The organism is Streptomyces sp. NPDC051041 (genome assembly GCF_044456065.1).
In the GTDB taxonomy this organism is placed as follows: domain Bacteria; phylum Actinomycetota; class Actinomycetes; order Streptomycetales; family Streptomycetaceae; genus Streptomyces; species Streptomyces glaucus.
In genome coordinates, this window is sequence record NZ_JBITFM010000015.1 from 33,052 (window position 1) to 55,586 (window position 22,535).

Annotated in this window: 10 protein-coding genes; all 10 read right to left on the minus strand. The window is 75.4% G+C overall.

The annotated features are described in order from the left end of the window. Positions 1–37 precede the first annotated feature (37 nt). The 10 genes from ACIBAI_RS21815 to ACIBAI_RS21860 all read right to left on the minus strand — a co-directional run bounded on the left by ACIBAI_RS21815 (position 38) and on the right by ACIBAI_RS21860 (position 21,732). Complete coding sequence (locus ACIBAI_RS21815) at positions 38–2,062, minus strand: condensation domain-containing protein (RefSeq protein ID WP_399036546.1); 2,025 nt, start codon at positions 2,060–2,062, stop codon at positions 38–40. Further along, positions 2,059–3,474 carry a methyltransferase gene (locus ACIBAI_RS21820; protein WP_399036548.1) on the minus strand — a complete coding sequence of 472 codons (1,416 nt, stop codon included), beginning with the start codon at positions 3,472–3,474 and terminating at the stop codon, positions 2,059–2,061. The genes ACIBAI_RS21815 and ACIBAI_RS21820 overlap by 4 nt, the downstream gene beginning before the upstream one ends. Next, positions 3,471–4,865 carry a class I SAM-dependent methyltransferase gene (locus ACIBAI_RS21825; protein WP_399036549.1) on the minus strand — a complete coding sequence of 465 codons (1,395 nt, stop codon included), beginning with the start codon at positions 4,863–4,865 and terminating at the stop codon, positions 3,471–3,473. Before ACIBAI_RS21825 ends, ACIBAI_RS21820 begins: the two co-directional genes overlap by 4 nt. Continuing rightward, positions 4,843–6,444 carry an ABC transporter ATP-binding protein gene (locus tag ACIBAI_RS21830; protein ID WP_399036551.1) on the minus strand — a complete coding sequence of 534 codons (1,602 nt, stop codon included), beginning with the start codon at positions 6,442–6,444 and terminating at the stop codon, positions 4,843–4,845. The genes ACIBAI_RS21825 and ACIBAI_RS21830 overlap by 23 nt, the downstream gene beginning before the upstream one ends. Further along, complete coding sequence (locus tag ACIBAI_RS21835) at positions 6,441–7,274, minus strand: ABC transporter permease (RefSeq protein ID WP_399036553.1); 834 nt, start codon at positions 7,272–7,274, stop codon at positions 6,441–6,443. Before ACIBAI_RS21835 ends, ACIBAI_RS21830 begins: the two co-directional genes overlap by 4 nt. Beyond that, positions 7,274–8,254 carry an ABC transporter permease gene (locus ACIBAI_RS21840; protein WP_399036555.1) on the minus strand — a complete coding sequence of 327 codons (981 nt, stop codon included), beginning with the start codon at positions 8,252–8,254 and terminating at the stop codon, positions 7,274–7,276. Before ACIBAI_RS21840 ends, ACIBAI_RS21835 begins: the two co-directional genes overlap by 1 nt. Next, on the minus strand, positions 8,251–9,837 hold the full coding sequence (locus ACIBAI_RS21845) for an ABC transporter substrate-binding protein (RefSeq protein WP_399036557.1): 1,587 nt from the start codon (positions 9,835–9,837) through the stop codon (positions 8,251–8,253). Before ACIBAI_RS21845 ends, ACIBAI_RS21840 begins: the two co-directional genes overlap by 4 nt. Before the next feature lie 55 nt (positions 9,838–9,892). Beyond that, the gene (locus ACIBAI_RS21850; protein WP_399036559.1) at positions 9,893–16,789 is read right to left on the minus strand and encodes an SDR family NAD(P)-dependent oxidoreductase; all 6,897 of its coding nucleotides are present in this window, start codon (positions 16,787–16,789) and stop codon (positions 9,893–9,895) included. Continuing rightward, positions 16,786–20,880, minus strand: a complete 4,095-nt coding sequence (locus ACIBAI_RS21855; protein ID WP_399036561.1) for an amino acid adenylation domain-containing protein — start codon at positions 20,878–20,880, stop codon at positions 16,786–16,788. Before ACIBAI_RS21855 ends, ACIBAI_RS21850 begins: the two co-directional genes overlap by 4 nt. Before the next feature lie 99 nt (positions 20,881–20,979). Continuing rightward, the gene (locus ACIBAI_RS21860; protein WP_399036563.1) at positions 20,980–21,732 is read right to left on the minus strand and encodes a class I SAM-dependent methyltransferase; all 753 of its coding nucleotides are present in this window, start codon (positions 21,730–21,732) and stop codon (positions 20,980–20,982) included. Positions 21,733–22,535: the final 803 nt, after the last annotated feature.

The window sequence follows — 22,535 nt, forward strand, 5'->3', positions numbered from 1 at the left end:
GCGGGGACGATCCCGTGCCCGCCGCCCCCACGCCCTCTCACCGGTCGTCCGGTTCGCGCAGGGCGGCGGCGAGTCCGGCCACCGTCGGCTGCTCCAGGAAGCGGCGCGGTGTCACCCGCCCCAGTCCCTCCCGCGCGAGCGACCCGAGCATCCTGACCGCCAGCAGCGAGTCGCCGCCGAGCGCGAAGAAGTCGGCGGTGCGTTCCTCCACCGGGCAGTCCAGCAGCTTCCGCCAGTGCGCGGCGACGGCTCGTTCCGTGTCGTTCCGGGGCGGCCCCGGTTCCCCCCGGTCGGCCGCCGCAGCGGGTACGGACAGACGTCGGCCGGTCCCCCGCCCGGCCGGCTCGGTCCGCTCGCCGTCGACCCCGTCGGGCAGCTCGACCACGGCGGACCAGCCGTCCCGTTCGACCAGCGACTCGACGGTGTCCATGAGATCGCTGAACATCCGGTCGACATCCTCCCGCGCGAACAGCTCCTCCACCAGCGAGAAGACGACCACCAGCTCCCCGCGCAGCTCGAACAGCCGTACTTCTAGGGCCACCTGGGGGGTTCTGAGCTGCTGGTGATGGCTCAGGAGATCGATCGCTCCGAGCGGTCCGGCCTCCTGCGGCACCTCGCTGCCCAGCGCCGCGTCCACGCCCAGGGTGGACTGGAAGACGACGGGTGCCACCGGGCGGTGGGTGCCCCGGCGGCGGCCCAGTTCGCGGGAGACCTCGACACCGGTGATCAGGTTGTGGGCGAGCGCGTCGCCGAAGTCCTGCTGGGCGCGGGTGGCGAGGTCGGCGAAGACCGGGGCCTGCGGCAGGTCGACCGGCATCAGCATGGTGGAGGAGAAGGCTCCCACCAACCGGGGCACGTCGGGGTGGAGCGGGAGCCGGTTGAGCTGCAGGGTGTTGAGGAGGAAACGGCGGTGGCCGCAGGCCCGGGCGACGGCCGCGGCGAACGCGGCGAACATCGCCGCGGACGGGGTCACGCCGTGCTCGGTGCACAGGCGGCGCAGCGCCGACCAGCGCTGCGGGTCCAGCACCGCCTGGCGGGTGCCCATGAGGGTCGGGCGTACCTCTGCGGGGTCGGCCACCAGGGGCAGGGCCGGCGGCAGGGGGAAGCCGTCGAGACGGTCCCACCACCAGTCGCGGTCCTCCTGCCAGGCCTGCGTGCCGGGCAGCTCCCGCAGGGTCGTCACGTAGTCGCCGTAGTCGATGTCCAGGGGCGCGAGGACGGCGTTGTAGTCGGAGGCCAGGGCGAACAGGTCGCGGTAGAAGACGCCGGAGGACCAGCCGTCGATGATCAGCAGGCTGGTGGAGGAGTGCAGCCTCGCGCGGTCGCCGGGCATCAGCGTCAGGCGCATGTCCAGGCCGCAGCCCCGGGACGGATCGGGACCCTCGGTGCTCATCTCGTGCCGGATCTCCGCGAGCCGGGCGGCGGCCGTCTCCTCGTCGGCGTCGCGCAGGTCGGTGACCCTCAGCTGCGGTATCGCCTCGGGGTCGTCCAGGGGCAGGATGCGCTGCCGGCCGTCGGGCAGGATACGGGCCCGCAGCACGGCCTGGTGCTCGGCCAGCCTCTCCAGGGCGTCCTGCAGCGCTTCGGGGGCCTCGTCGGCGTCGATGTCCTCCAGCCCGATGTCCACGTAGTGGTGGGCGGAGCGGTAGGACAGCTCCCAGGCGTCCTGCTGGCCCACGAAGTAGCCCTGCTGGAGCGGCAGGAGCGGGAACGGGGCGTCCGGGTCCTCGCGCCGGCACAGGTCCAGGGGCAGCGGGCGCAGGGCGCCGGTCCCGGAGCCGGTGCTGCGTTCGTGGACCAGGGCGGCGAGCTGCGCGGCGCTCTGTTCGACGCCGACGTCGGCCAGTGCCAGCGGAGTGCCCAGCCGTTTGCGGAGCATCGCCGCCATGCGGACGGCCAGGACGGAGTCGCCGCCCAGGCTGAGGAAGCTCGCGTGCGCCGGTACGGCGGTGAGGTCGGTCTCCAGGGCGTCGGCCCAGACGGCGCGGACCGCGTCGACGAGGCCGGCCGGAGCCGTCTGCGTGTCGGCGCTGTGGTCGGTGGTGGCGGAGGAAGAGGTCAACGGGGTGCTCCAGTCGGGATGGCGGTGCGGATGATGTCGTCCACGGCGTGGATCCGTGGGAGGGCCATGGCGGGTGGCAGCCGGTCGGCGAGCGCAGCTCGGACACGGCCGGGGTCCGGCCTGCCGCCGTGGGTGCGGACGCGGCCGGCGATGACGCGCTGGCCCGCGGCCAGGGCCAGGGGATGACCCTCGTGCGGCAGGACGGGCAGCGGGTCGAAGCCCGCCGCGTCCAGTTGCCGTGTCCACTCCTCGGCGGTGAGGAAGACCCGGTCCTGACCGGCCCGCAGGTCCGTGAACCAGCCCCGCTCCTCACGCGCGGGCGACATCAGCAGGTACATGGAGGTGAGCGCCTGGTAGTGCTCCTGGCACGACTCGACCAGCACCAGCAGCCCCCCGGGTACCAGCAGTTCCCGCAGGGCGGCCAGGGCCCTGCCGACGTGCCGTGCGTTGTGCAGGACGTTCGCGGCCAGGACGACGTCCTGGGACGCCGCCGCGAACCCCTGCGTGAGCGGGTCGGCCTGGATGTCGAACAGGGCGTGGCGCAGCCCCGGACGGTCGCCGAGGACGTCCCGGGCCGCTCGGAGGAAGAACGGGGAGACGTCGGTGAACAGGTAGTCGGCAGGGGTGTCGCCGAGCGCCTCCAGCACGGTGCCGGTGGTGCCGCCCACTCCGGCGCCCGCCTCCAGGACACGCAGGGGCCGGTGCGCCGCCCGGCGGCGGGCCTCGTCGGCGATCAGGGACGCGGCGGCGTGGTTGACCCACCGGCTGGGGGCGCTGTCACGGTAGTTGCCCTGTGCGGTGTCCGTCTCCCCGTTCGGGAAGAGCACCTCCTGCAGGGACGCGCGGTCCTGCAGGAGCAGCGGCAGGCGTTCGGCCGCGGCGCGGAAGAAGCGGACCATCGACGTCGGGTAGCCGAGTCCCCGGCACGCCGCGTCGAGTGTGCGCAGCGCATGGGCGTGGTCGCGGCGGTCCGGCGCCTTCAGGGAGTGGTAGCGGCCGGTTCCCGTGTCCAGGGCGAGCCTGTTCTCGGCGGTCAGGGTGCGCAGCCAGCGCCGTACGATCCAGGCGTGCCGGGGTGCGGCCGCCAGGGCGGAGAGGATCTCGCCGGTGTCGTGCCCGCCTCCGTCGCGGAACAGGCGGGTCCGGTCCAGTACGCGGGCCATCGTCAGCAGCGCGGTCTCGTCGAGCTGCCGCATCAGGGCCGGGAGGGGGGCCGGGTCGACGCCGTCGAGCGCGACGTCGGCGTCGGCCGCCGCCCGGGCCGCGGCGCGACCGTCGTCAGCGGCGGCGTCCCGCACCGCCGGGGGCTGTCCGGCCACCAGCAGGATGCCGTGCGGATCGCCGGGCAGGAGCTGCCAGTCCGTCACGCCCGGGAGCCCGGTGAGGTCGGCGTCCGTGAGTGCCGCGGTCATGACGGGTCGTCCTCGAGGCGGTCGACCACGGTGATACCCGGCAGCGGGGTTTCCGGCCCGGCTCGGCGCAGGTGGTCGCGCAGCACCTCGGGCAGGCGGCGGCGGACGAACAGGGGAAACGGTTCGTGGGCGGTCGGGCCGGAGGGCACCGGGGTGCCGTCGGACGCGGCGGGGGCGCAGTGCGCCGGTGCCGCCACGGCCAGCATCCGGGGGTCGGCTGCGTCCAGCAGGACCGCGGCGTCGATTCCGTCCAGGGCCTGGCGCAGGGCGTACGGGGTCACTGCCCCCGGGGTGTCGAGGAGCAGGGCGTTGGGGATGCCGTGCAGAACGACGGGACGGTCCTCGAGCGCAACGCGCAGTGCCTCCTCCGTCCCGCTCCCCCGGTGTTCGCCCCAGGACATGCGGCGCACCCGGTCGGTGCCGGGCCCCCCGGTGTGCGGGCCGACGCGCAGGACGATGTCGTAGCGGTAGCGGGTGAGTTCGGTGTCCTCCGCCATGGTGCGGGCGTGGACGCTCATGCGGAACGGCCGCGGCTGGGCGGCGGCCGCGGCACGGGCGGCCGCGGGGGTGAAGGACAGTTCCTCGTCCGTCTCGGCGGCGGCCGCGGCACGGGCGGCGATCGTCGCGTCGTCCGCCTCGGGGTCCCGCGCCCTCTCCAGCCGGCCGAAGTGGTCGTGGAGAAGGTCCGAGTGCCGGATGTCTCCGATGATCACGGTGCCTCCGTCCTCGACGGCGGCCAGTGCCCCGTGCAGGACGGCCGTCAGGTAGGCGAGGCCGGGGAAGCACTGGGTGACGGAGTTGAGCAGCACGCAGTCGGGGCGCGTGCCGGGGCCGAAGACGGTGGCCATGGCGTCCCGCACCTGCGGGGCGGCCGTCTCGTGGGCGGCGGCCCGGACGAACGCGGTGCGGGGCAGGGCGGCGGCGGTGAGCCGGTCCACCGCGACCTGGGCGACGTCCGTCCCCACGTATCCCGTGAGGCGCGGGTGCAGGCGGTGCGCGAGCAGACCGGTGCCGCAGCCGAGTTCCAGCAGTCTGCGCGGGCGCTGGGCGAGGACGAGGTCCACGGTGCGGTCCACCCAGTCGCGCATGTGGGTCTCGGGCAGCGGAGCCCCGGTGTCGGAGGCCCGCCACCCGGACAGATCCAGGTCGTCGGCGTGCCGCCCCTCGCCCGTCTCGTACACCCACTCGTACACCTCGGCCCATTGCTCGAGGTGTTCGCGCAGCAGGGGGCCCGGTTCGGGCGAGGCGGCCACGGCGTCGGGGTGCGGGACGACGTGGACGCCGCCGTCGGGTGCGGGGCGGGCGCCGGCCACCCAGGGATGGGCGGCCAGCAGGTCCGCGATACGGCCGGTGCGGGCGGCCGTGAGATCAGCCGTGGTGCGGTCGGACACCGGGGTGCTCCGTTCGTTCGTCGTGTGCGTCACGTTCGTCGCGTCGGTCGTGGCGGTGGTCGGTGAGCGCGGGCGGCCGCGGTGCCGGCCGGCGCCCGGTCAGGTGCAGGACGCGGTCGGCGCGGGCGGCCGTGTCCGGGTCGTGGGTGACGGTCAGGACGGCCAGGCCGTCCTTCCTCAGCCGGTCGAGCAGATCGAGCACGTGCCGTGCCGAGGCGGGGTCGAGGGCCGCGGTGGGCTCGTCCAGGAGCAGTACGTCGGGGCGGGCGGCCAGGGCCCGGGCGAGGACCACCCGGCGACGCTGGCCGCCGGAGAGCGCCGACGGCCTGCGTCCGGCCAGTTCGGCGGCGAGTCCGACGGCTTCGAGCAGTTCCCGCGCCCGCTCCCGTCCGGCCGTCCCGCTCATGCCGTGGAACACCTTCAGCGGCCGGGCCACCGACCGGCCGGCGGAGTGCGCCGGGTTGAGTTCCGTCGCCGTGTCCTGCCCGGCCAGTTGGACGGCTCGCAGCGCTTCCCGGTCGCGCAGGCGTGCCGTGGCGGGCAGCGGGCGTCCGTGCAGCAGCAGGCATCCGCCGGCCGGTGGGCGCCGGCCGGCCAGGGCGTGCAGCAGTGTGGTCTTCCCGGCACCCGACGGTCCGGTGACGGCCAGCCAGCCGCCCGCCGGCAGGTCCAGGTCACAGGGGTCGAGCAACGGCGTGCCGTCGGGAGCGCGCAGTTGGAGTCCGCGTGCCGACAGCACCGGAACGTCGGTGGCCGGGCGGGAGGGCTCGCGCACCGCAGCGGCTGGAGGCGCCGCCGGAGCAGCCGGCGGAGCCGTACCCGGTTCCCGCCGGTCCCGGGGAGCCGGGCGGGGGACGACCGCGGCGGATCCGGCGACCGCGGCGGGTTCCAGCACCAGTGTCCGGTCGGCCAGTTCCCCGGCCAGGCGGGCGTCGTGGGTGACCAGGACGACACACCGGCCGGGCGCGTCCCGCCGGGACCGCACCACCTCGGCGACCAGACCGGCGGTGGCCGCGTCCAGCGCCGAGGTCGGCTCGTCCAGGACGAGCAGCTGCGGGTCCGCGCACAACGCACGGGCGAGGGCGACCCGCTGGGCCTGTCCGCCGGAGAGTTCGCCCACGCGCCGGGAGGCGAGCCCGGGCGCCAGGCCCAGCCGGTCCATCAGGGCACCGACCCGCTCCGCACGGGCGGCGGTGCCGCCGGTGAACCCCTCGCCGATCAGACGGTCGACCCGCCACAGCGGGTTCAGAGCCACGCCGGGGTCCTGTCCCAGCCAGCCGAGGTGGGCACGCCGCCACCGCCTGGCCGCCCGTCCCTGCGGCACCGTCGCACCCCGCCAGCTCACGGTGCCCGCCGAACGGCGCAGACCGTCCGGGAGGACGTCGAGCAGGGCGCGCAGCAGCGTGGTCTTTCCCGCGCCGGACGCGCCGGTGATCGCCAGGACCTGGCCGGATCCGACACTCAGGTCCACCGGCGGGAGCACGGTGGCCTCGTCGTGGACGCGGCGGACGGTCAGCCGGTCGGCCGCCAGCAGCGGCACGGCGGTCCCGGCGGACGTGTCCCGCATGCGCGCGGTCATCCGGCCTCCCCCGGTGTGCGGGCGGCGGCCCGGGCCGCCGCGGCGCACACCCAGGCGCAGCCCGCCAGCGGGACCGCGGGGGCCAGGAGCGCCATGGGATTGAGCGCGGCCCCGGGCAGGTTCTCGCCGAGCATCAGGGCCCAGTCGGGTGCGGGTGGCTGCGGCCCCAGGCCGAGGACGGCGAGGGCCGCCGCGATCTGCAGTGCCGTGACCAGTCGGAGCCCGGTGTCGGCTGCGACCAGACGGCGCAGGGACGGCAGCACCTCGTGGACGAGGACGGCAGGGGTGCGCTCGCCGCGTTCGACGGCGGCGTGCACATGTCCGCTGGCGCGCAGATGCGCGCACTGCGCGGCGACGACCCGTGCGGTGAGCGGCGCTCCGCTGAGCACCGCCGCCACGACGACCGCCGTCGCCCCGGGCAGCGCGGTGGCCAGAACCAGCGCCAGGACGAGGGCGGGAACCGCCAGCAGCAGGTCGCACAGCGCGCGTACCGTACGGGCGGTGCGGCCGCCCGTCCAGCCCGCGGCAAGACCGAGGGCGGTACCGCAGGCGACGGCGGCGGCCGCGGCCGACAGGGACACCGCGAGCAGGTGGGCGCCGCCGGCCAGTACCCGGGACAGGACGTCGCGTCCCAATGCGTCGGTGCCCAGCAGGTGCTGCCCGCCTGGCGGCGTCCAGGGCGCGGCGACCGTGCGCTCGGGCGGGTGCGGGGCCGCGTACTCGCCGAGCGGCACGCACACCAGCAGGACGACGGCCGCGGCGACGGGCGCCGAGCGGCGGGCGGCGCCCGGGAGGAGGGGACGGGGCAGGGGCAGTACGGCGCGGGCCATCACACGCCCCTCCCCGCGGTTCCTGGCACGGCTGGGCCGGCGCCGGCCGGAGTGTCCGCGCCTCTCACCGCGTACGGCACCGTGGTCCGGCGGGCGGCCAGGTCGGCCAGGAGCATGCCCAGCAGCAGGACGACGGCCGGGAGGAGGGCGGCGGCCTGGACGACGGGAACGTCCCGCACCGCGACGGCGGACACCAGCAGCTGCCCGGTGCCCGGGTAACCGAACACCGTCTCCACCAGGGCCGTTCCCGCGACGAGGCCGCCGGCCAGCAGGGCCGTCACCTGGAGCGCCGGCACGTACAGGAAGGACAGGACGTGCCGGCGCAGCACCAGTGGGGCCGGCAGGCCGCGCAGCCGTGCGTCGGTCACGTGCGGGCGGCGCAGGGCGTCGCCCAGTGCTCCGCGGAGCAGAGCGGTGGCGAAGGCCGCCGAGGGCAGGGCCAGGGTGAGGGCGGGCAGGACCAGGACACGGGGGTCGGCCAGCGGCGAGCCGCCGGGCGGAAGCAGGGACACGGCGGGCAGCCAGCCCAGCAGCCCGGCGAGGACCGCGCCGAGCACGGCCGCGTAGACCGGCTGCGGCACGGCGGCCAGTCCGGTGGCGGCCGAGCCGCCCCGGCCGCGGCGCAGGTACGCGATGCCCAGGGCCGTCACGGTCAGCAGCACGGTGACGGCCAGGGCGGCCGCGACCAGGGCGGCGGTGGCGGGCAGCCGCTCGGCGAACAGCGCCGCCACGGGCCGTCCTCCCGCGAGTGAGCGGCCCAGGTCGCCCCGGACCACGCCGTACAGCCAGTCGAGGTAGCGCACCACGGCCGGCCGGTCCAGCCCGAGCCGGTCCCGCTCCCGCGCGATCTCCGCCGCGGAGGCCCGTCCCGCCGTCCTGAGCTCCCCGGCGTCGCCGGGGAGCAGTTCGGTGGCCGCGAACACCACGGCCGTGGCGGCCACGGTCAGCGCGGCGGTGCGGCCGACAGCACGCAGGATCACCGGGACAGCCACACCTGGTCGATGAACATGCGCTGGAAGCCGGGCCCGTCGGGCAGTCCGCGTACGCCGGGCGCGGCGAGGTCCAGTCCGTCGCCGGTGCCCCAGACGACGTAGCCCCCGTCCTCCCACAACTCCCTCTGGATGTCGGCGAGCAGTTCCGCGCGCCGCTTCTCGTCCGCGGTGGCCATGGCGCGGGCGAAGCCGTCGTCGAAGGTCTCGCTGCGCCAGGCGGTCTCGTTGGTGGGGGAATCGGACAGCAGGCCGACCCGGGTCAGGTCGGGGAAGGAGATGCCGCCGTAGTAGCCGGTGTAGAAGGCCTTCTTGGCGTAGACGGCGGTCCAGTAGGTGTCGGCGGGCTCGACCTTCACCTCGGCCCTGACGCCGATGTCGGCGAGCTGCTGGGCGTAGAGGGTGGCCGCGGTGTCCATGCCGGGGTACGAGGTGGTGGTGTGCAGGGTGACGGACAGTCCGTCCGCGTGACCCGCCGCCGCCAGCAGCCGCTTGGCCTTCCTCACGTCCCGGGTGCGCTGGGGCAGGTCCTTGGGAGTGGAGGGGTCGTAGGGGGTGGGGAGGTCGTTCGCGATCTTGCCGTAGCCCAGGTACACGGTGTCGACCAGGGCCTTGCGGTCGGCCGCCAGACGGAAGGCCTCGCGGACTCGGGGATCGTCGAACGGCTTGGTGTCCAGGCGCATGACGAACGGGTACTCGGTGACGCCTTCACGGCGTACCACCTGCGTCTTTCCCGAACCGCCCGTACTCGCGGCGCTCTTGACGGCGGCCGGGCTGACGCTGCCGGCGACGTCGGCCTGCCCGGAGGTGACGGCGTTGGCCCGTGCCTGCGGGTCGGCGATCGCCCGGATCTCGATCCGGTCCAGGTGCGGTCGCTCGCCCCACCAGGTTTCGCTGCGGGTCAGGACGGTGGTCTGGGCACTGGTCCTGTCGACCCGGTAGGGGCCCGAGCCGGGAACGGCGCGGGAGAAGTCCTCGGTGCCCTCGGGCACCACGAAGCTGACGGACTCCAGCGCTCCGGGCGCGTCGGCCATGGGGGTGCGGGTGGCCAGGACCACGGTGTGGTCGTCGGAGGCCGTGGACTTCTCCATGTCGAAGTCCGCGAGCCGGCCGTAGTTCTCGGCGGCCTTCTCGCTGATGCGCCGCAGGGAGTACAGCACGTCGGCGGCGCGCACCGGCGTGCCGTCGGTGAAGCGGGCGTCCTCGCGCAGCGTGAAGGTCCAGCGGTCCATGGCGTCGTTGGGTTTCCACGACGTGGCGAGCCGCGGACGGGTCCCGCCGTCCTTGCCCGGGACGGTCAGGACGTCGTAGGTCAGGGCGAAGCGCAGGACATCGGACTCGTTGCCGAGGCCGCCGTGGGGGTCGTCACTGGCGGTGGCGGGGGATCCGGTGGCCGCGTAGCGCAGGGTGCCGCCGTCGACCGGGGTGGCGGACGCGGTGGCCGCGGCGGGGTCGGCGGAGTCGGTGGAGGACGTGCCGGTGCAGGCGCCCAGTGGCAGGACGGCGAGCGCCGTCAGGGCGGTGAGGACCGATCTGCGGGGCACGGGGGCGTGGAGCGATGAGTGCTGGGGCATGGTCGCTTTCCGGGTGGTTCTCGTGATGCGTGATGTCACAGGGGCAAAGGCGGGTTCACCGGCCGGCGCGTACGGCGGCCAGGGCCCGGTCGATCAGGGCGGCGGTCCGCCGTACCGCGGGGTCGTGCAGCAGTGAGTAGTGGTGGCCTTCGACGGTGTGTGCGTCGACCGGGCCGCCGACGTGCGGCAGCCACCCCAGGGCGGGCAGGTCCCCGGCGTCGTCGACGCCCATGCCGACGCCGGCGTTGTGCGGCGAGGGGCGGGACGCGGCGATGAGCAGCAACCGGGTGGCCGGGTCGGTGAGACGACCGGCTCTGTGGTCCGCCAGCGCCCGCAGATGGCGTTCGAAGACCTCCAGCCGCTTGTCCGCGGTGTCCCTCGGGCCGAGCAGGCCGGCCGCCCGCAGCCGTTCGGTGACGGCCTCGCGTACTCCTTCGGGAGTCAGCTCCTGCCAGGCCGCCTTCGCGTCCGCGTCCGTGCCGAGGCCGAGATCCAGGTCCAGGAACGCCTCCAGCGAGCGCAGGTAGCGGAGGGCGGCGGAAGCGGTGTCCCGGGTACGGTCGGTGCCGCCCAGCGCCCGGATGCGGTCGGGGGTGTTGGAGTCGATCATGATCAGGAGGTCGGTCCGCTCACCGCGCCGTTCGAGTTCGACGGCCATCTGGTGGGCGACCGTGCCGCCCATCGACCAGCCGCCCAGCAGGTAGGGACCGTGCGGTTGGTGGGCGCGAACCGCGGCGAGGTAGCGGTCCGTCATCTCGGCGATGGTCCGCGGCCCGGTGCCGCCGGTCAGGGCGGGGTCGGTGAGCGCCACCACGGGGCGGCCGTCGGTGAGAAGACGGGCGAGTTCGCCGTAGCACAGCACGTCCCCGCCGGAGGGGTGCATCAGGAACAGCGGGCGGTCGTCCCGGCCGCCCTCGGTGCTGCCGTCGTGGCCGTCGTGCAGCAGCAGGGCGGCGTCGGCGTCGCCGGCTCGGGCGCCGGGTCCGGCGGGCACCTCCGCGGTGGTACGTGTCGCGGGGGCCTCGTCGAGGTCCCACAGCTCCGGTTCCTCGGCCAGCCGGCGTATCCGCTCGGCGTAGGCCGTGAACGCCGCGTCCGCCTCGTCGGCGGGCAGCGCGCCCTCCAGGACGTCCCACTGCAGCAGGAGCGCGCCGTGCTGCTCGATCACCTGGTGGTCCAGCCAGGTCTGCGGGGTGCTGCTCACGCCGTACACGGGGGTGCCGGCCCAGTCCAGGTCGTGTCCGCCGCCCAGCGGGCCGGACAGGCCCAGGGCGCTGGTGAAGACGACGGGGACGGACTCGGTGCGCCCGGTGCGGGAGGACTTCTCGGCGAGCAGGTCCAGGGCGTTGAACTCCCGGTGGTCCAGGTCCTCGAACAGGGTGCGCTGGGCGCGCGCGGCGGCGCCGGCGAACCGGGTGACGTCCGAACGGTCCACCACGTGCAGCATCAGCGAGGTGAAGTCGCCGACCACGTCGTCCGCGCCGGGCAGGTGGGCCGGCCGGTCGAAGAGGGTGAGGGTGACGGAGAACCGGTCCTGCCGCGCCCACTGGGCGAGGGCCTCCCCGTAGGCCGCCAGCAGGACGGCCGTAGGGGTCAGACCGCGCCGGGCGGCCTCGGCCTTCAGGGCCTCCCAGCGGTCCGGCTCCAGGCGGGCGGTACGGCGCGCGAAGCGGGGCCGTTCGCCCGGGTCCTGGGGCCGAACGGGCAGCGCGGGGGCGCCGGGCAGGTCGTCCTCGTCCAGCCGGGCACGCCAGTAGGCGGCGGCCCGGGCGTACTCGGGGCCCTCGGCGCGGCGCTCGAGTGCGGCCACGCAGTCGGCGAAGGTGGTGCGCAGAGGCGGCAGCCGGGCGCCGGGATCCTGGTAGAGGGTGCGCAGTTCGCGGTCCCAGATCAGGTAGCTGGCGGTGTCGCACACCAGTACGTCGACGTTGACGAACAGGCGGACGACGCCGCCGGGCAGCCGGGCCGCCCGGATGTCGACCAGCGGCCAGCGGGCCGGGCGGGGTTCGCGGCGCACCATGCGGTCCCGGACGCGTTCCAGCCTCCGGGCGCGCTCGGCGTCGTCGTACCCCGTCAGGTCCTGGACGCGGATGCGGTAGCGGGGGACCCTCTCCAGCACCCGGTTGCGGCCTTCCGGGGAGATGACCGCGCGCAGCATCGGATGGCGGGCGATCACCGCGTTCCATGCCTCTTCGTAGCGGTCGGTGTCCAGGCCGGGGCAGTCGTACTCCAGGTGGAAGGAGCACGGGACGTCACCCAGGCGGTAGCCGCCCGAGCCGCCGACCCAGTAGGCGTGCTGCACCCGGGTGAGGGGGAACTCCCGCGCGCCGCCGGGTGCCGTGACCGGGCGCGGCGCGTCCGTGTCCCGGGGTTCGGCGGGGACGTGCCGAGGTTCCCGGCCGGACAGCAGCGGTGCCAGGGCCGCGATCGTCGGCCGGGCGAGCAGGTCCTGCAGCCGCAGGTCGGCGCCGTGGTCGTCACGCAGCCGGGCCAGCATCCCGGTGGCCAGCAGGGAGTGACCGCCGAGCGCGAAGAAGTCGGCGTCGCGGTCGGTGACGGGGAAGCCGAGCAGTTCCGTCCAGAGCTCGGCGAGTTCCGTCTCCGCACCGGCGCGGAGCCCCGCACCGGTCCGCGGCCGTGCCGCGGGCGCGGCGGAGGCGGGCGCGGCGGAGGCGGGTGCGGCGGAGGCGGGTGCGGCGGAGGCGGGCACGACCGCGGGCGTGCCCGTGGCGCGGGGGGCGAGGTCGGCCGGGGAGACCACGACGGAGGCCGGGGCGCGGCCCCGGGCCGCCAGCGCGAGCAGCCGGTCCACGGAGCGCATGCCGTCCGCCAGACCGATCGAGTGCCGGGCGGCCACCGTGCGTTCGGTCCGTCCCGGGCCCACGCGCCAGGCGTCCCAGGCGACGCTGATCCAGCGGGTCGTCTCCGGGTCCGCGGTGTGCTCGTGCTCGGCCAGCGCGTCCAGGAAGCGGTTGACCGCCGCGTACGGAGCCAGTCCCAGGCCGCCGACGAACGCCGTGGCCGAGGACATCAGCAGGACGGTGCCCGGCCGGCGGCCGGGCGGGAGGCCGTGCACGGCGGTGCGCAGCGCCAGGGCGGCCGTGACCTTGGCGTGCGCGTGGGCGCGTACGGTGTCCTCCTCGGTGGCCCGCAGCGGTGCGACGGCGGCGGACGCGACCACTCCGGCGGCGTGGACGACCACGTCCAAGGGGCCGTCGCGGTCGGTCAGTTCACGCAGCAGGTCGGCGGTGGCGCGCGGGTCGGCGGCGTCCGCGGCTCGGATCTCCACGTCGGCGCCGGATTCCCTCAGGAGGCGGACGCTCTCGGCGCGTTCGGCCTCGGCGCTGCCCGGGGCGGGGTCGGGCGGGAGTCCGGTGCGGCCGGTCACCACCACCCGCCGCCCGGTGCGCGCCAGGTGTCCGGCGAGGGCCAGGCCCACGTCTCCGAGACCGCCGAGCACTACGGCCGTGCCGGTGCCGAAGCCCGTGCCGCTGCCGGAGTCGGTGCCGGCGCCTGCGGCACCGTGCTCGTCCGGGTCCGGTTCGGGTGCCACCGGCCGCCAGGGGGTGATGCCCCGTACCCAGCGGTGTCCGCCGCGGACGGCGCTCTCGATGCCGCTGGGAGCGCCGGACGCCAGGTCCGCGGCCTCCGCGCACACGGCCCGCAGGCTCATGGCGTCCGGCGGTCCGGCCGGCAGGTCGAGGGCGCGCCAGCGCAGCCCGGGGAACTCCTGGGCGAGAACGCGGGGAACGGCGACGGTCGCGGCGCCGTGGGCCGTGGGCCGGTCGGCGCTCTCCACCTGCTGGGCGTTCCGGCTGACGTGCAGCAGACAGGTCCGGTGCGCCCAGGCGGCGGCGGTCCGGGCCAGCCTCGCGTAGCGCAGCACCGATGCGGTCACGGTCTCGGCCGGGTCCGTCCCGTCCGCGGTGGTCCCGTCGGACGAGTCGACCACGACCACGCCCGTGCAAGGGGTGTCCGGGGTCCGGGCGGCCTCGTCGAGGGTGACGGCGCGGGCTCCGGCGGCGGTGAGCGCGGCACGGACCTGTTCCCGCAGCGGGGAATCCTGCGGGCCGTCGACGAGCCATCGGCCCTCCGGCGCCGGCCGGTCCGCGTCGGGCGGGGGTGTGCGCCGCCACGTCGGAAGCTGGAGGGGTTCCGCTTCGTCGGGGGCGGGGGCGGCCGCGGCGGAAGCGACCCCGCCGTCGCCCGGTCCCCCTGCGGTGGGCGTGCCGTCCGCGGGGCGCGGGGCGGGCGGATCGATCCACAGCCTGCGGGGCGCGAGCGGAAGACCCGGCAGGGTGATCCGGCGCCGCCCCGGGCGGTGCAGGGCCGCCGCGTCCAGGGGGATTCCGTGCGTCCACAGCTCTCCGGCGGCCGCGAGCAGCGCGGCACGTCCGCCGCGGGGATCGTCGCGGTCGGGGAGAGCGGCCACAGTGGCCGGCGGTCGTGTGTCCCGCTGCTGACGGGCCAGCTGGAGCAGCGCGCTGCCCGGTCCGGCCTGCACCAGGACGGCCGGCCCCTCGTCCAGGACGGTGGCCAGGGCGTCGGAGAAGCGCACCGTGGACCGCAGGTGCGCCACCCAGTGGTCGGCGTCGGGGGCGGTGTGCAGCCACTTCCCGGTGAGGGTCGTGGCGAGCGGGACGGCGGGGACGCGGGGGCGGATGGTCGCGGCGGCCTCGCGCAGTTCGGGCAGGACCGGGTCGACCAGGCGGGAGTGGAGGGCCGCGTCGACGAAGAGCCGCACGGTGCGCTCACCCCGGGCGGCCAGGGCGCGCTCCAGCTCGCCGACGGCCTGCTCGGGCCCGGACACCACGCAGGACCGCGGGCTGTTGACGGCGGCCAGGTCCAGTTCGGGATGGTCGGCGAGCAGCGCCAGGGTCCGCTGTTCGGACAGTGGGACCGTCAGCATCGCCCCGCCCCCGGCCACCCGGGACACGCCGCGTGAGCGGACCGCCACCAGTTTCGCGGCGTCGGGCAGGGACAGGGCTCCGGCCAGGACGGCGGCCGCGTACTCGCCGAGGCTGTGGCCCACGACCGCGTCCGGTTCGACGCCCCAGGAGCGCAGGGTGCGCGCGGCGGCGAGGGAGACGGTGAACAGGGCGGGAAGGCCGTGGGCGGGATCGCGCAGCAGCCGGCGGGCCCGCTCGTCCGACGGGTCGGCCGTGACGAGGTCGGTGAGGCCGACACCGGTGCCGTCGTCGAACAGGTCGGCGCACTCGCGCACGGTGCGGGCGAACTCGTCCTCCTCGGCGCACAGTTCGCGGCCCATGCCCGCGTACTGCGCTCCCGCGCCGGGAAACACGAGCACGATCCGCGGCGGGGTCGGGCCGGAACGGCGGCGGGGGGCGGTGCGCAGGGCCCGGATGTCGGCCTCCGCCTCTCCGGTGATCACCGCGGCGGCCCGGTACGGCAGTGGGGCGCGGCCGGTGTGCAGGGTGTGGGCGGCGTCGGCGGGATCGGCGGGAGCGGTCGTGGCCGGGTGCAGGGCGGCGGCGGTGTCCTCGGCCAGGCGGGCGAGGGCGTCGTCGCGGTGCGCGCTGAGCAGGACGAGCTGCGGGCGCGGGTCGGCGGGGGGCACGGGCCGCACCGGGGCGCTGCCCAGGACGACGTGGCAGTTGGTGCCGCCGATGCCGAACGAGCTGACTCCGGCGTACCGGGGCCCGGTCCAGGGGGTGGCCTCGTGGACGACGGTGAAGGGGGAGTCGTCCAGTCCGAGGTCGGGGTTGAGGGGCAGGGCGTCCAGGGTGGGCGGCAGCAGGCCGTGGTGCAGGGCGAGGACGGTCTTGGCGAATCCGGCGATGCCGGCGGCCGAGTTGGCGTGCCCGATGTTGCTCTTGACGGAGCCCAGGCCGCACCAGGCCGGGCCGGTGTCGCCGAAGACGCGGCGCAGCGCGGCGACCTCCACCACGTCACCGAGGCGGGTGGCGGTGCCGTGGGCTTCGACGTAGGTGATGTCCCTGGGCGTGAGACCGGCCACGGCGAGCGCCTCGGAGACGACGCGGGCCTGCCCTCGCGGAGAGGGGGCGGTGAAGCCGGTGCGGTCCCCGCCGTCGTTGTTGACGGCGGAGCCGTGCAGGACGGCCAGGATCGGATCGCCGTCGGCCAGCGCGTCCCGCAGCCGGCGCAGGACGGCGACGCCGACGCCCTGGGTGTGCACGATGCCGGTGCCCTCGGCCGAGAAGGTCCGGACGTGCCCGTCGGCGGAGAAGATCCCGTCGGGCACGTGGAGGTAGCCCCGGCCCTGCGGGACGATCAGGGAGGATCCGCCCGCGAGCGCGGTGTCGCACTCCCCCGCCAGCAGCGACTGGGCCGCCAGGTGCACGGCGACCAGGGAGGTCGAGCAGGCGGTGCCGACCGCGACGGCGGGCCCGGTGAGACCGAGCCGGTGGGCGACGTGCAGCGGCAGGTAGTCGGCCACTCCGCCGAGGGCCGCCTGGAGGCTGCCGACGGGGTCCGTCGGGGAGGCGGCGTACCGGTCGGCCAGGTTGCGGGCGAGGTAGTCGCTGTGGGCCGCGCCGGCGAACACACCCACGGCTCCGGCTCCGGCGCCGCCGCCGTGCCCGGCGCTCTCCAGGGCGCGCAGGCACGCTTCGAGGAACAGCCTCTGCTGGGGGTCCATCAGAGCCGCTTCGGCGTCGGTCAGCCCGAACGGTTCGGGATCGAAGCGGTCCTGTCCGTCGATGATCCCGCTGACGGGCACATGGGCCGGGTTGGCCTGCAGCCGCGCGGATACGCCGTGTCCGGCCAGTTCCCGCTCGGTGTGCCGGGTCAGTCCGCTGCGGCCACCGGCCAGCAGATCCCAGTACGCCGCCGTGTCGGGCGCTCCGGGGAACCGGCAGTCCAGGGCGGTGACCGCGATCAGGTCGTCGTCCACGGGCGGGTGATCGGACCGGGGGGCGGCCGTCGGTCCGGTCGTCGATTCGGGCATTGGTCCGGTCATCGGCTCGGTCATCGCGTGGTCTCCTCGGCGAGGGCGCGCGCGGCGACGCGGGAGGTCCTGCGCGCGGGCCGTGCGGGCTGCGGGGCCGTGGACGGGGAGAGGAACGGGGCGCCGTCGGCGGTGGGGGATTCGGTGGCGTGCTCGGCGCGTTGAGCGGTGATGCGGGCGGCCAGGGCGGCGACCGTGGGGTGCTCGAACATGTCGGCCAGCGCCAGGTGGGGAGCGATGCCCTCGCGGAGCCTGCGGTGGGTGAGGACCAGGGTCAGCGAGGTCGCGCCGAGGGCGCCGAAGGTGCTGTCGGGCGTCACCGGCAGGTCGGTGAAGTCGGCCAGGACGGCGGTGAGCGCTTCCAGCACGGCCGGGTCCACGGGGGCGGCCGTGCCCCGCCCGCCGCCGTGGGGGGCCGTACGGGGGCCGGTGACGTGCCGGTCCGGGGCCGCCGAGCCGGTCGGACCGGTAGGAGGTGAGGGCTCGTTGGCCGGGGGGAGCGCGGTGGCACCGCTCCCGCGGGGACGGCAGACCACCTCCGCCAGCCCGTCGGCGGGCAGGCGCGGTTCGGCGGCCGTTCCGCCGGCGGTCCGTGCCACGTGTCTCAGCCAGTGGGCGGACGCCTCCAGTGCCTGGTCGGGCCGGAGCCGGCCGGGCCGGACCACGAGGGCGGCCTCGAGCCCCAGGGCGGCCGCCTCGGCGAGCGCGGCGGCGACCCAGTCCTCTCCCGAGGCGGCGACGGAGGCGGTGGCGGACGCGGCCGGAACCGTACCCGGGGCGGCTTCGGCGGGCCCGCTCCGCCCGGCGGCCGTGCCGGACACCTCCGTGTCCACGGACCGGACGCTCGGCGCTGCGGTCAGTGCGGCGTGGTCGATCTTGCCGTTGGCCGTCATCGGCAGCTGGTCCAGGATCACGAACCGGCTGGGCACCATGTAGTCGGGCAGCCGTTCACGCAGGGCGTCCGCCAGTTCCTCGGCGGTCGGCGGCGCGCTCGCTCCCCGGGGGGACAGGTGCGCGACCAGCCGGGGCCGCCCGTCGGGACCCCGTACCGACGACACCACGCACTGGCGGACCGCCGGATGACGGGCGAGCACCGCTTCCACCTCGCCCAGTTCGATGCGGTGCCCGCGGATCTTCACCTGCCGGTCGACGCGCCCGAGGAACTCGATCGTGCCGTCGGCTGTCCACCGGCCCAGGTCCCCGGTCCGGTACAGTCGGCGGCCCAGCACGGGATGGACGGCGAACCTCTCGGCGGTCTGCACCGGATCGCCGGTGTAGCCGCGGGCCAGTCCGTCACCGCCGATGAACAGCTCCCCCGCCTCACCGACCGGGCAGGGCGCGCCGTCCTCGTCGAGGACGAGGAAGCTCTGGCCGCGCAGCGCCCTGCCGTAGGGGATGCTGCGCCAGCGCGGGTCGGTGTGCTCGACCGGATAGGTGATGGACCAGATGGACGCCTCCGTGGCCCCGCCCAGGCTCATCACCCGTGCCTGCGGGGCGAGTCGGCGCAGGCGGTCGGGCAGGGTCAGGGGGATCCAGTCGCCGGAGAGCATCACCAGGCGCAGGGTGCGCAGCGCGGCGGCGGCCGTGTCCGGCTCCATCTCCGCGTACTCGACGAGCATTTCCAGCAGGGCGGGGGCGGTGTTCCACACGGTGACGCCGTGGCGACCGGCCTGCTCGAGCCAGTGCTGAGGGTCGCGCTGCCGGGCGGGGTCGGGCAGTACCAGGCTGCCGCCGGCGCCGAGGACGCCGTAGATGTCGAACACGGACAGGTCGAAGCTGAGCGCCGACAGCGCCAGCACCCGGTCGTCGGGGCCGATGGCGAACCGGTCGACGATGTCGTCGATGGTGGTGCGTGCGGCCCGGTGCTGGATCTCCACGCCCTTGGGACTGCCGGTGGAACCCGAGGTGAAGATGGTGTAGGCGAGGTCGTCGGGGCGCGGTGCCGCGGGCGGCGTCGCGGGTCCGGCGGGACGGGTGGCGCCGCGGGCGGGCCGGCCCGCGGCGGTCAGCCGGTGCACGGTGACGCCCTCGGGCCAGTCGACGGCCACGCCCCGGCCGGTCAGCGCGTGCCGGACACCGGCCCGCTCGCAGACGGCGGCGATCCGCGCGGCCGGCCAGGAGGGTTCGACCGGCAGGTAGCCCGCCCCGCTCAGGCTGACGCCGAGTACGGCGGTGATCTGCGCGGGACTCTTCTCGCAGGCGACGGCGACCATGTCGCCGGGCCCCGCTCCGTGCGCGGCCAGCAGGGCCGCGGTGGCGGCGGCGTTGTCCGCGAGGCGGGCGTGGGTGACGGTGGTGGTGGAGGTGCGCAGGGCCGGCCGCTGCGGATGCCGTCGGGACGCGTCGACGGCCGGGTCGTGCAGCAGTGGACCGGCGGCCGGGAAGGGCTCGGCGTCGAGAGGCTCCTCGGGGCGGAAGGAGGGGTCCCAGCCCAGTGAGGGGTCGCGCCAGGCGGCGGACTGCGTCAGGGCGCGCAGCAGGCGTACGTAGGCGTCGAGCAGGGCCGGTATCCAGCCGTCGGGGAAGGCTCCCTCGACGGCGTCCCAGGCCAGGCGGAGCCGTCCGCCCTCGTCCCACACGATGTGGTCGAGCAGGACCTGCGGGGTCTGGGAGATGCCGTACACCTCCTGGCCGATCCACGCGGCCGGGGGTTCTCCGCCGCCCGCGAGACCCACTCCGCTGGTGAAGACCACCGGGTGACTGGGGGCCTGCACCGACGGCGAGGTCTGCGCCCGCATCTCCCGGAGCACCTCGACACCGGACACGGACCGGTGGTCCAGGTCCTCCCAGAAGCGGTGGTTGACGGCGGTGGCGTAGTCGGCGAAGCCCTTCCAGTCGGCGGGGCTGAAGCGGGGCGTGCCGACCAGGGCGGTGGTGGTGAAGTCCCCCACCACGCCTTCGGCGCCGCCACCGTCCTCCGGGCGGTCGAACAGGGTGGTGTTGAGGCAGATCCGCTCCCCGGCGCCCCACCGGCCGAGTACGACGGCGAAGGCGGCGAGCAGGGCGGCGGTCGGCGTGACCGCGTGCTCCGTACATCGGGCGCGCAGTTCCGCCCAGGCGTCGGCGTCGAGTTCGGCGGCGGAGCGGACGAAGCGGGGCGGGGTGGTGTCGGCGGGGTCGCGCAGCAGGGGCAGCCGCGGGGCCGGCGGCAGCTCTGGAGCGCGCTCGGCCCAGTAGGCGCGGTCGCGTGCGCGCCGGTCCGCCCACTCGGGGTCCGTGGTCCGGGCGCGCTGGAGGTCGGCGAACCGCGCCGGCGGCTCGGGAAGCCGGTGGGCGGGGTCCTCGACGAGACGGCCCCACTGGCGCATCAGCAGCATCCAGCCCGCCAGATCGGTCAGCAGTACGTCGACCCCGACGTGCAGCCGGGTCCGTCCGTCGGGCAGCAGCGTGGCGTGGATGTCGAACAGCGGCCAGGAGCCGGTGGGCCGGTTCTGGTGGGAGCGTTCCCGGCGCTGGGCCGACAACGTCTCCCGCACTCGCTCCGCGGACTCGCGGCGCAGGTCGGTGACGCCGATCCGGTAGGGACCGGGGTTCTCGGCGATGCGCTGGCGGCCCCGGTCGTCCACTGTCATGCGCAGCATCGGGTGGTGGTCGACCAGCCGGTTCCAGGCGGTCTCCAGCCGGTTCACGTCCTCGAGCGGGTCCGCGCCGTCGGGCGTGCGGTCGTACTCGTAGTAGTAGTAGGTGGCGACCCCGCCCAGCGGCATGCCCTCGGCGCGTCCGGCCAGGTATGAGGCCTGAATCGGTGTCAGGGGAAAGGCTTCCTCTTCTCTTTCGGTCGCCCCGCCGCGCCGCGCACCATCGCGTTGCGCCTCCCCCCGCGCCTCGGAACCGACGGGCCCGGGACGCGTAGCACCCCCGGGCGCCCGGGAGGCGAGCAGGCGGTCCGCCAGCGCGCGGGCCGTGGCACCCTCACCGAGGAAAGCGGTCAACGGCAGGTCCGCGCCGATGCGTTCGCGGATCCGCCGCCTCAGCCGCACCGCGGTGAACGATTCCAGCCCCAGGGCCGCGAGCGGAGTCGTCAGCGTGACCTTCTGCGGTGGCGTGCCGAGGACGTCGGCTATGCAGTCGATGACGCGGGCAAGGATGTCTTCGCTCGGCACAGGCTGGTTCATCCGGTCTCCGTTGCGGCGGCAGGCAGAAAGAAGGCCTCCCCCGCCCTTGCGGCAGGGGAAGCGGGACACCGACGAACCTAAGTGAAAATGATTATCAGATCAACCAACGAGCGTTGACATTTCCCTCACACGCCCCGCAACACACAACCCCAACTCCGGATCGCCCGCCCGGCGGAGCAGGAGCCCCGCCTCGGCGACCTCGGCCGCCAGCGCCTCCACCGCAGCGACCCACCACCGGTACTCGACCGACGTTCCAGCCAACGGCCGGCCGTGACGCAGGACGCCGTACTCCATGCGCCAAGTGATCTCGTCCGGGCCCGTGGGGCGCGCACTCGCCCAGCCCTCGTACTCCAGTTCACCGATGACGACCCGGGCCATCCGCACCCGCTCCACCCCCACCGGGGCGAACGGCGGGGACACGTTGAAGACCAGCAGCCCGCCCGGGGCCAGTTGCCGAGCGGCGCGGGCCCACAACGCACGCCGCTGCCCGGGCGGCAGATGACCGATCACGTTCAGGGCCACCACCGCGCGCACACCGTCGGGCCAGTCGACGCTCGCGCAGTCACCGGGAACCACCGTGACCCGCTCGCGCAGTTCGTCGTCCTCGTGCACGCGGGCGAGCAGGACGGCGCGCATCGCCGCGGAGGGTTCGACGGCGAGCACCGGAGCCTGCGGCAGCGCGTCGCGGATGACGCGCACACCCCGGCCGGATCCGGCTCCGAGGTCCACCACGGTGCCCGCCTCGGCACGAACACGCGACAGGACATCCGCCAGCGCCGGAGTCAGCGACTCCCACGCTTCGGCGATCATGATGTCGAGGTACTCCGCGGACCGCTCGTAGGGGTCACTCATCACTGCTCCCGGGATTCGAAGTCGCACACGGCTCGTCAGCGAGCGGGCGCACACGCCGGGCGCGACGGCCCGCCCCCGGCGACACGGCGGACGCCGGGCGGCGACCCTTCCGGGCGCCGTCCGGCGTCCGCGAGCAGGCCCCGGACGGCCGAGGCGCCCTTCGCGTCAGAGCGCGCGACGCTCGACCGGCACAGTAATCGATAATGAATTTCATCACCAGAATCGTGAGGGTGCAGCGTCCTGACGGCGCGTCGGGCAGGACACCGCCGGCACCCGCCGGCTTGCGCGACGGGTGCCGGCGGCTGCGGGCGACTCGGCAGCCGTCCCGGTGCCCCTTCTTCATCTCGGCACCACGTTTTGCGGGCGGCGCACAGCGTCGTCTGCCCGGCTCGCGGGTCCGGGCCCAGGGCGCAGCGTTCTTCGTGGAAGCGGCCAGTGCGGTCTTCGGTTTCGGCGCAGGCGGTGGTGCCGCTGGAGAGCAGTGGTGGTGAGGATGCCGCGCGGGTCGCGGGTGGCGATGTTCTCGGCGAGGCCGGCGGCCCACAAGACGGTGTCGTCTTCGTCGAGCTGCCGGCGGGTGGTGTCCCCTCGGTACCGGCCGGTGCCGGTGGCGGCCGGGCACGTTCGCCGACACGGAACCGCCGGCGGGCCCGCACCGCCTCCCGGAAGCGCGGGGCGAGGTTGGCCCGGAACCAGCGGACCCGGTCTTTTTCGTACCGCTCCACGGCGCACTGCGAGATGCCGAGCGCGTGGCGGCTGCGCGGCTGTCTTCGAACTGTTGGACCAGGCAACGCATCCGTGTG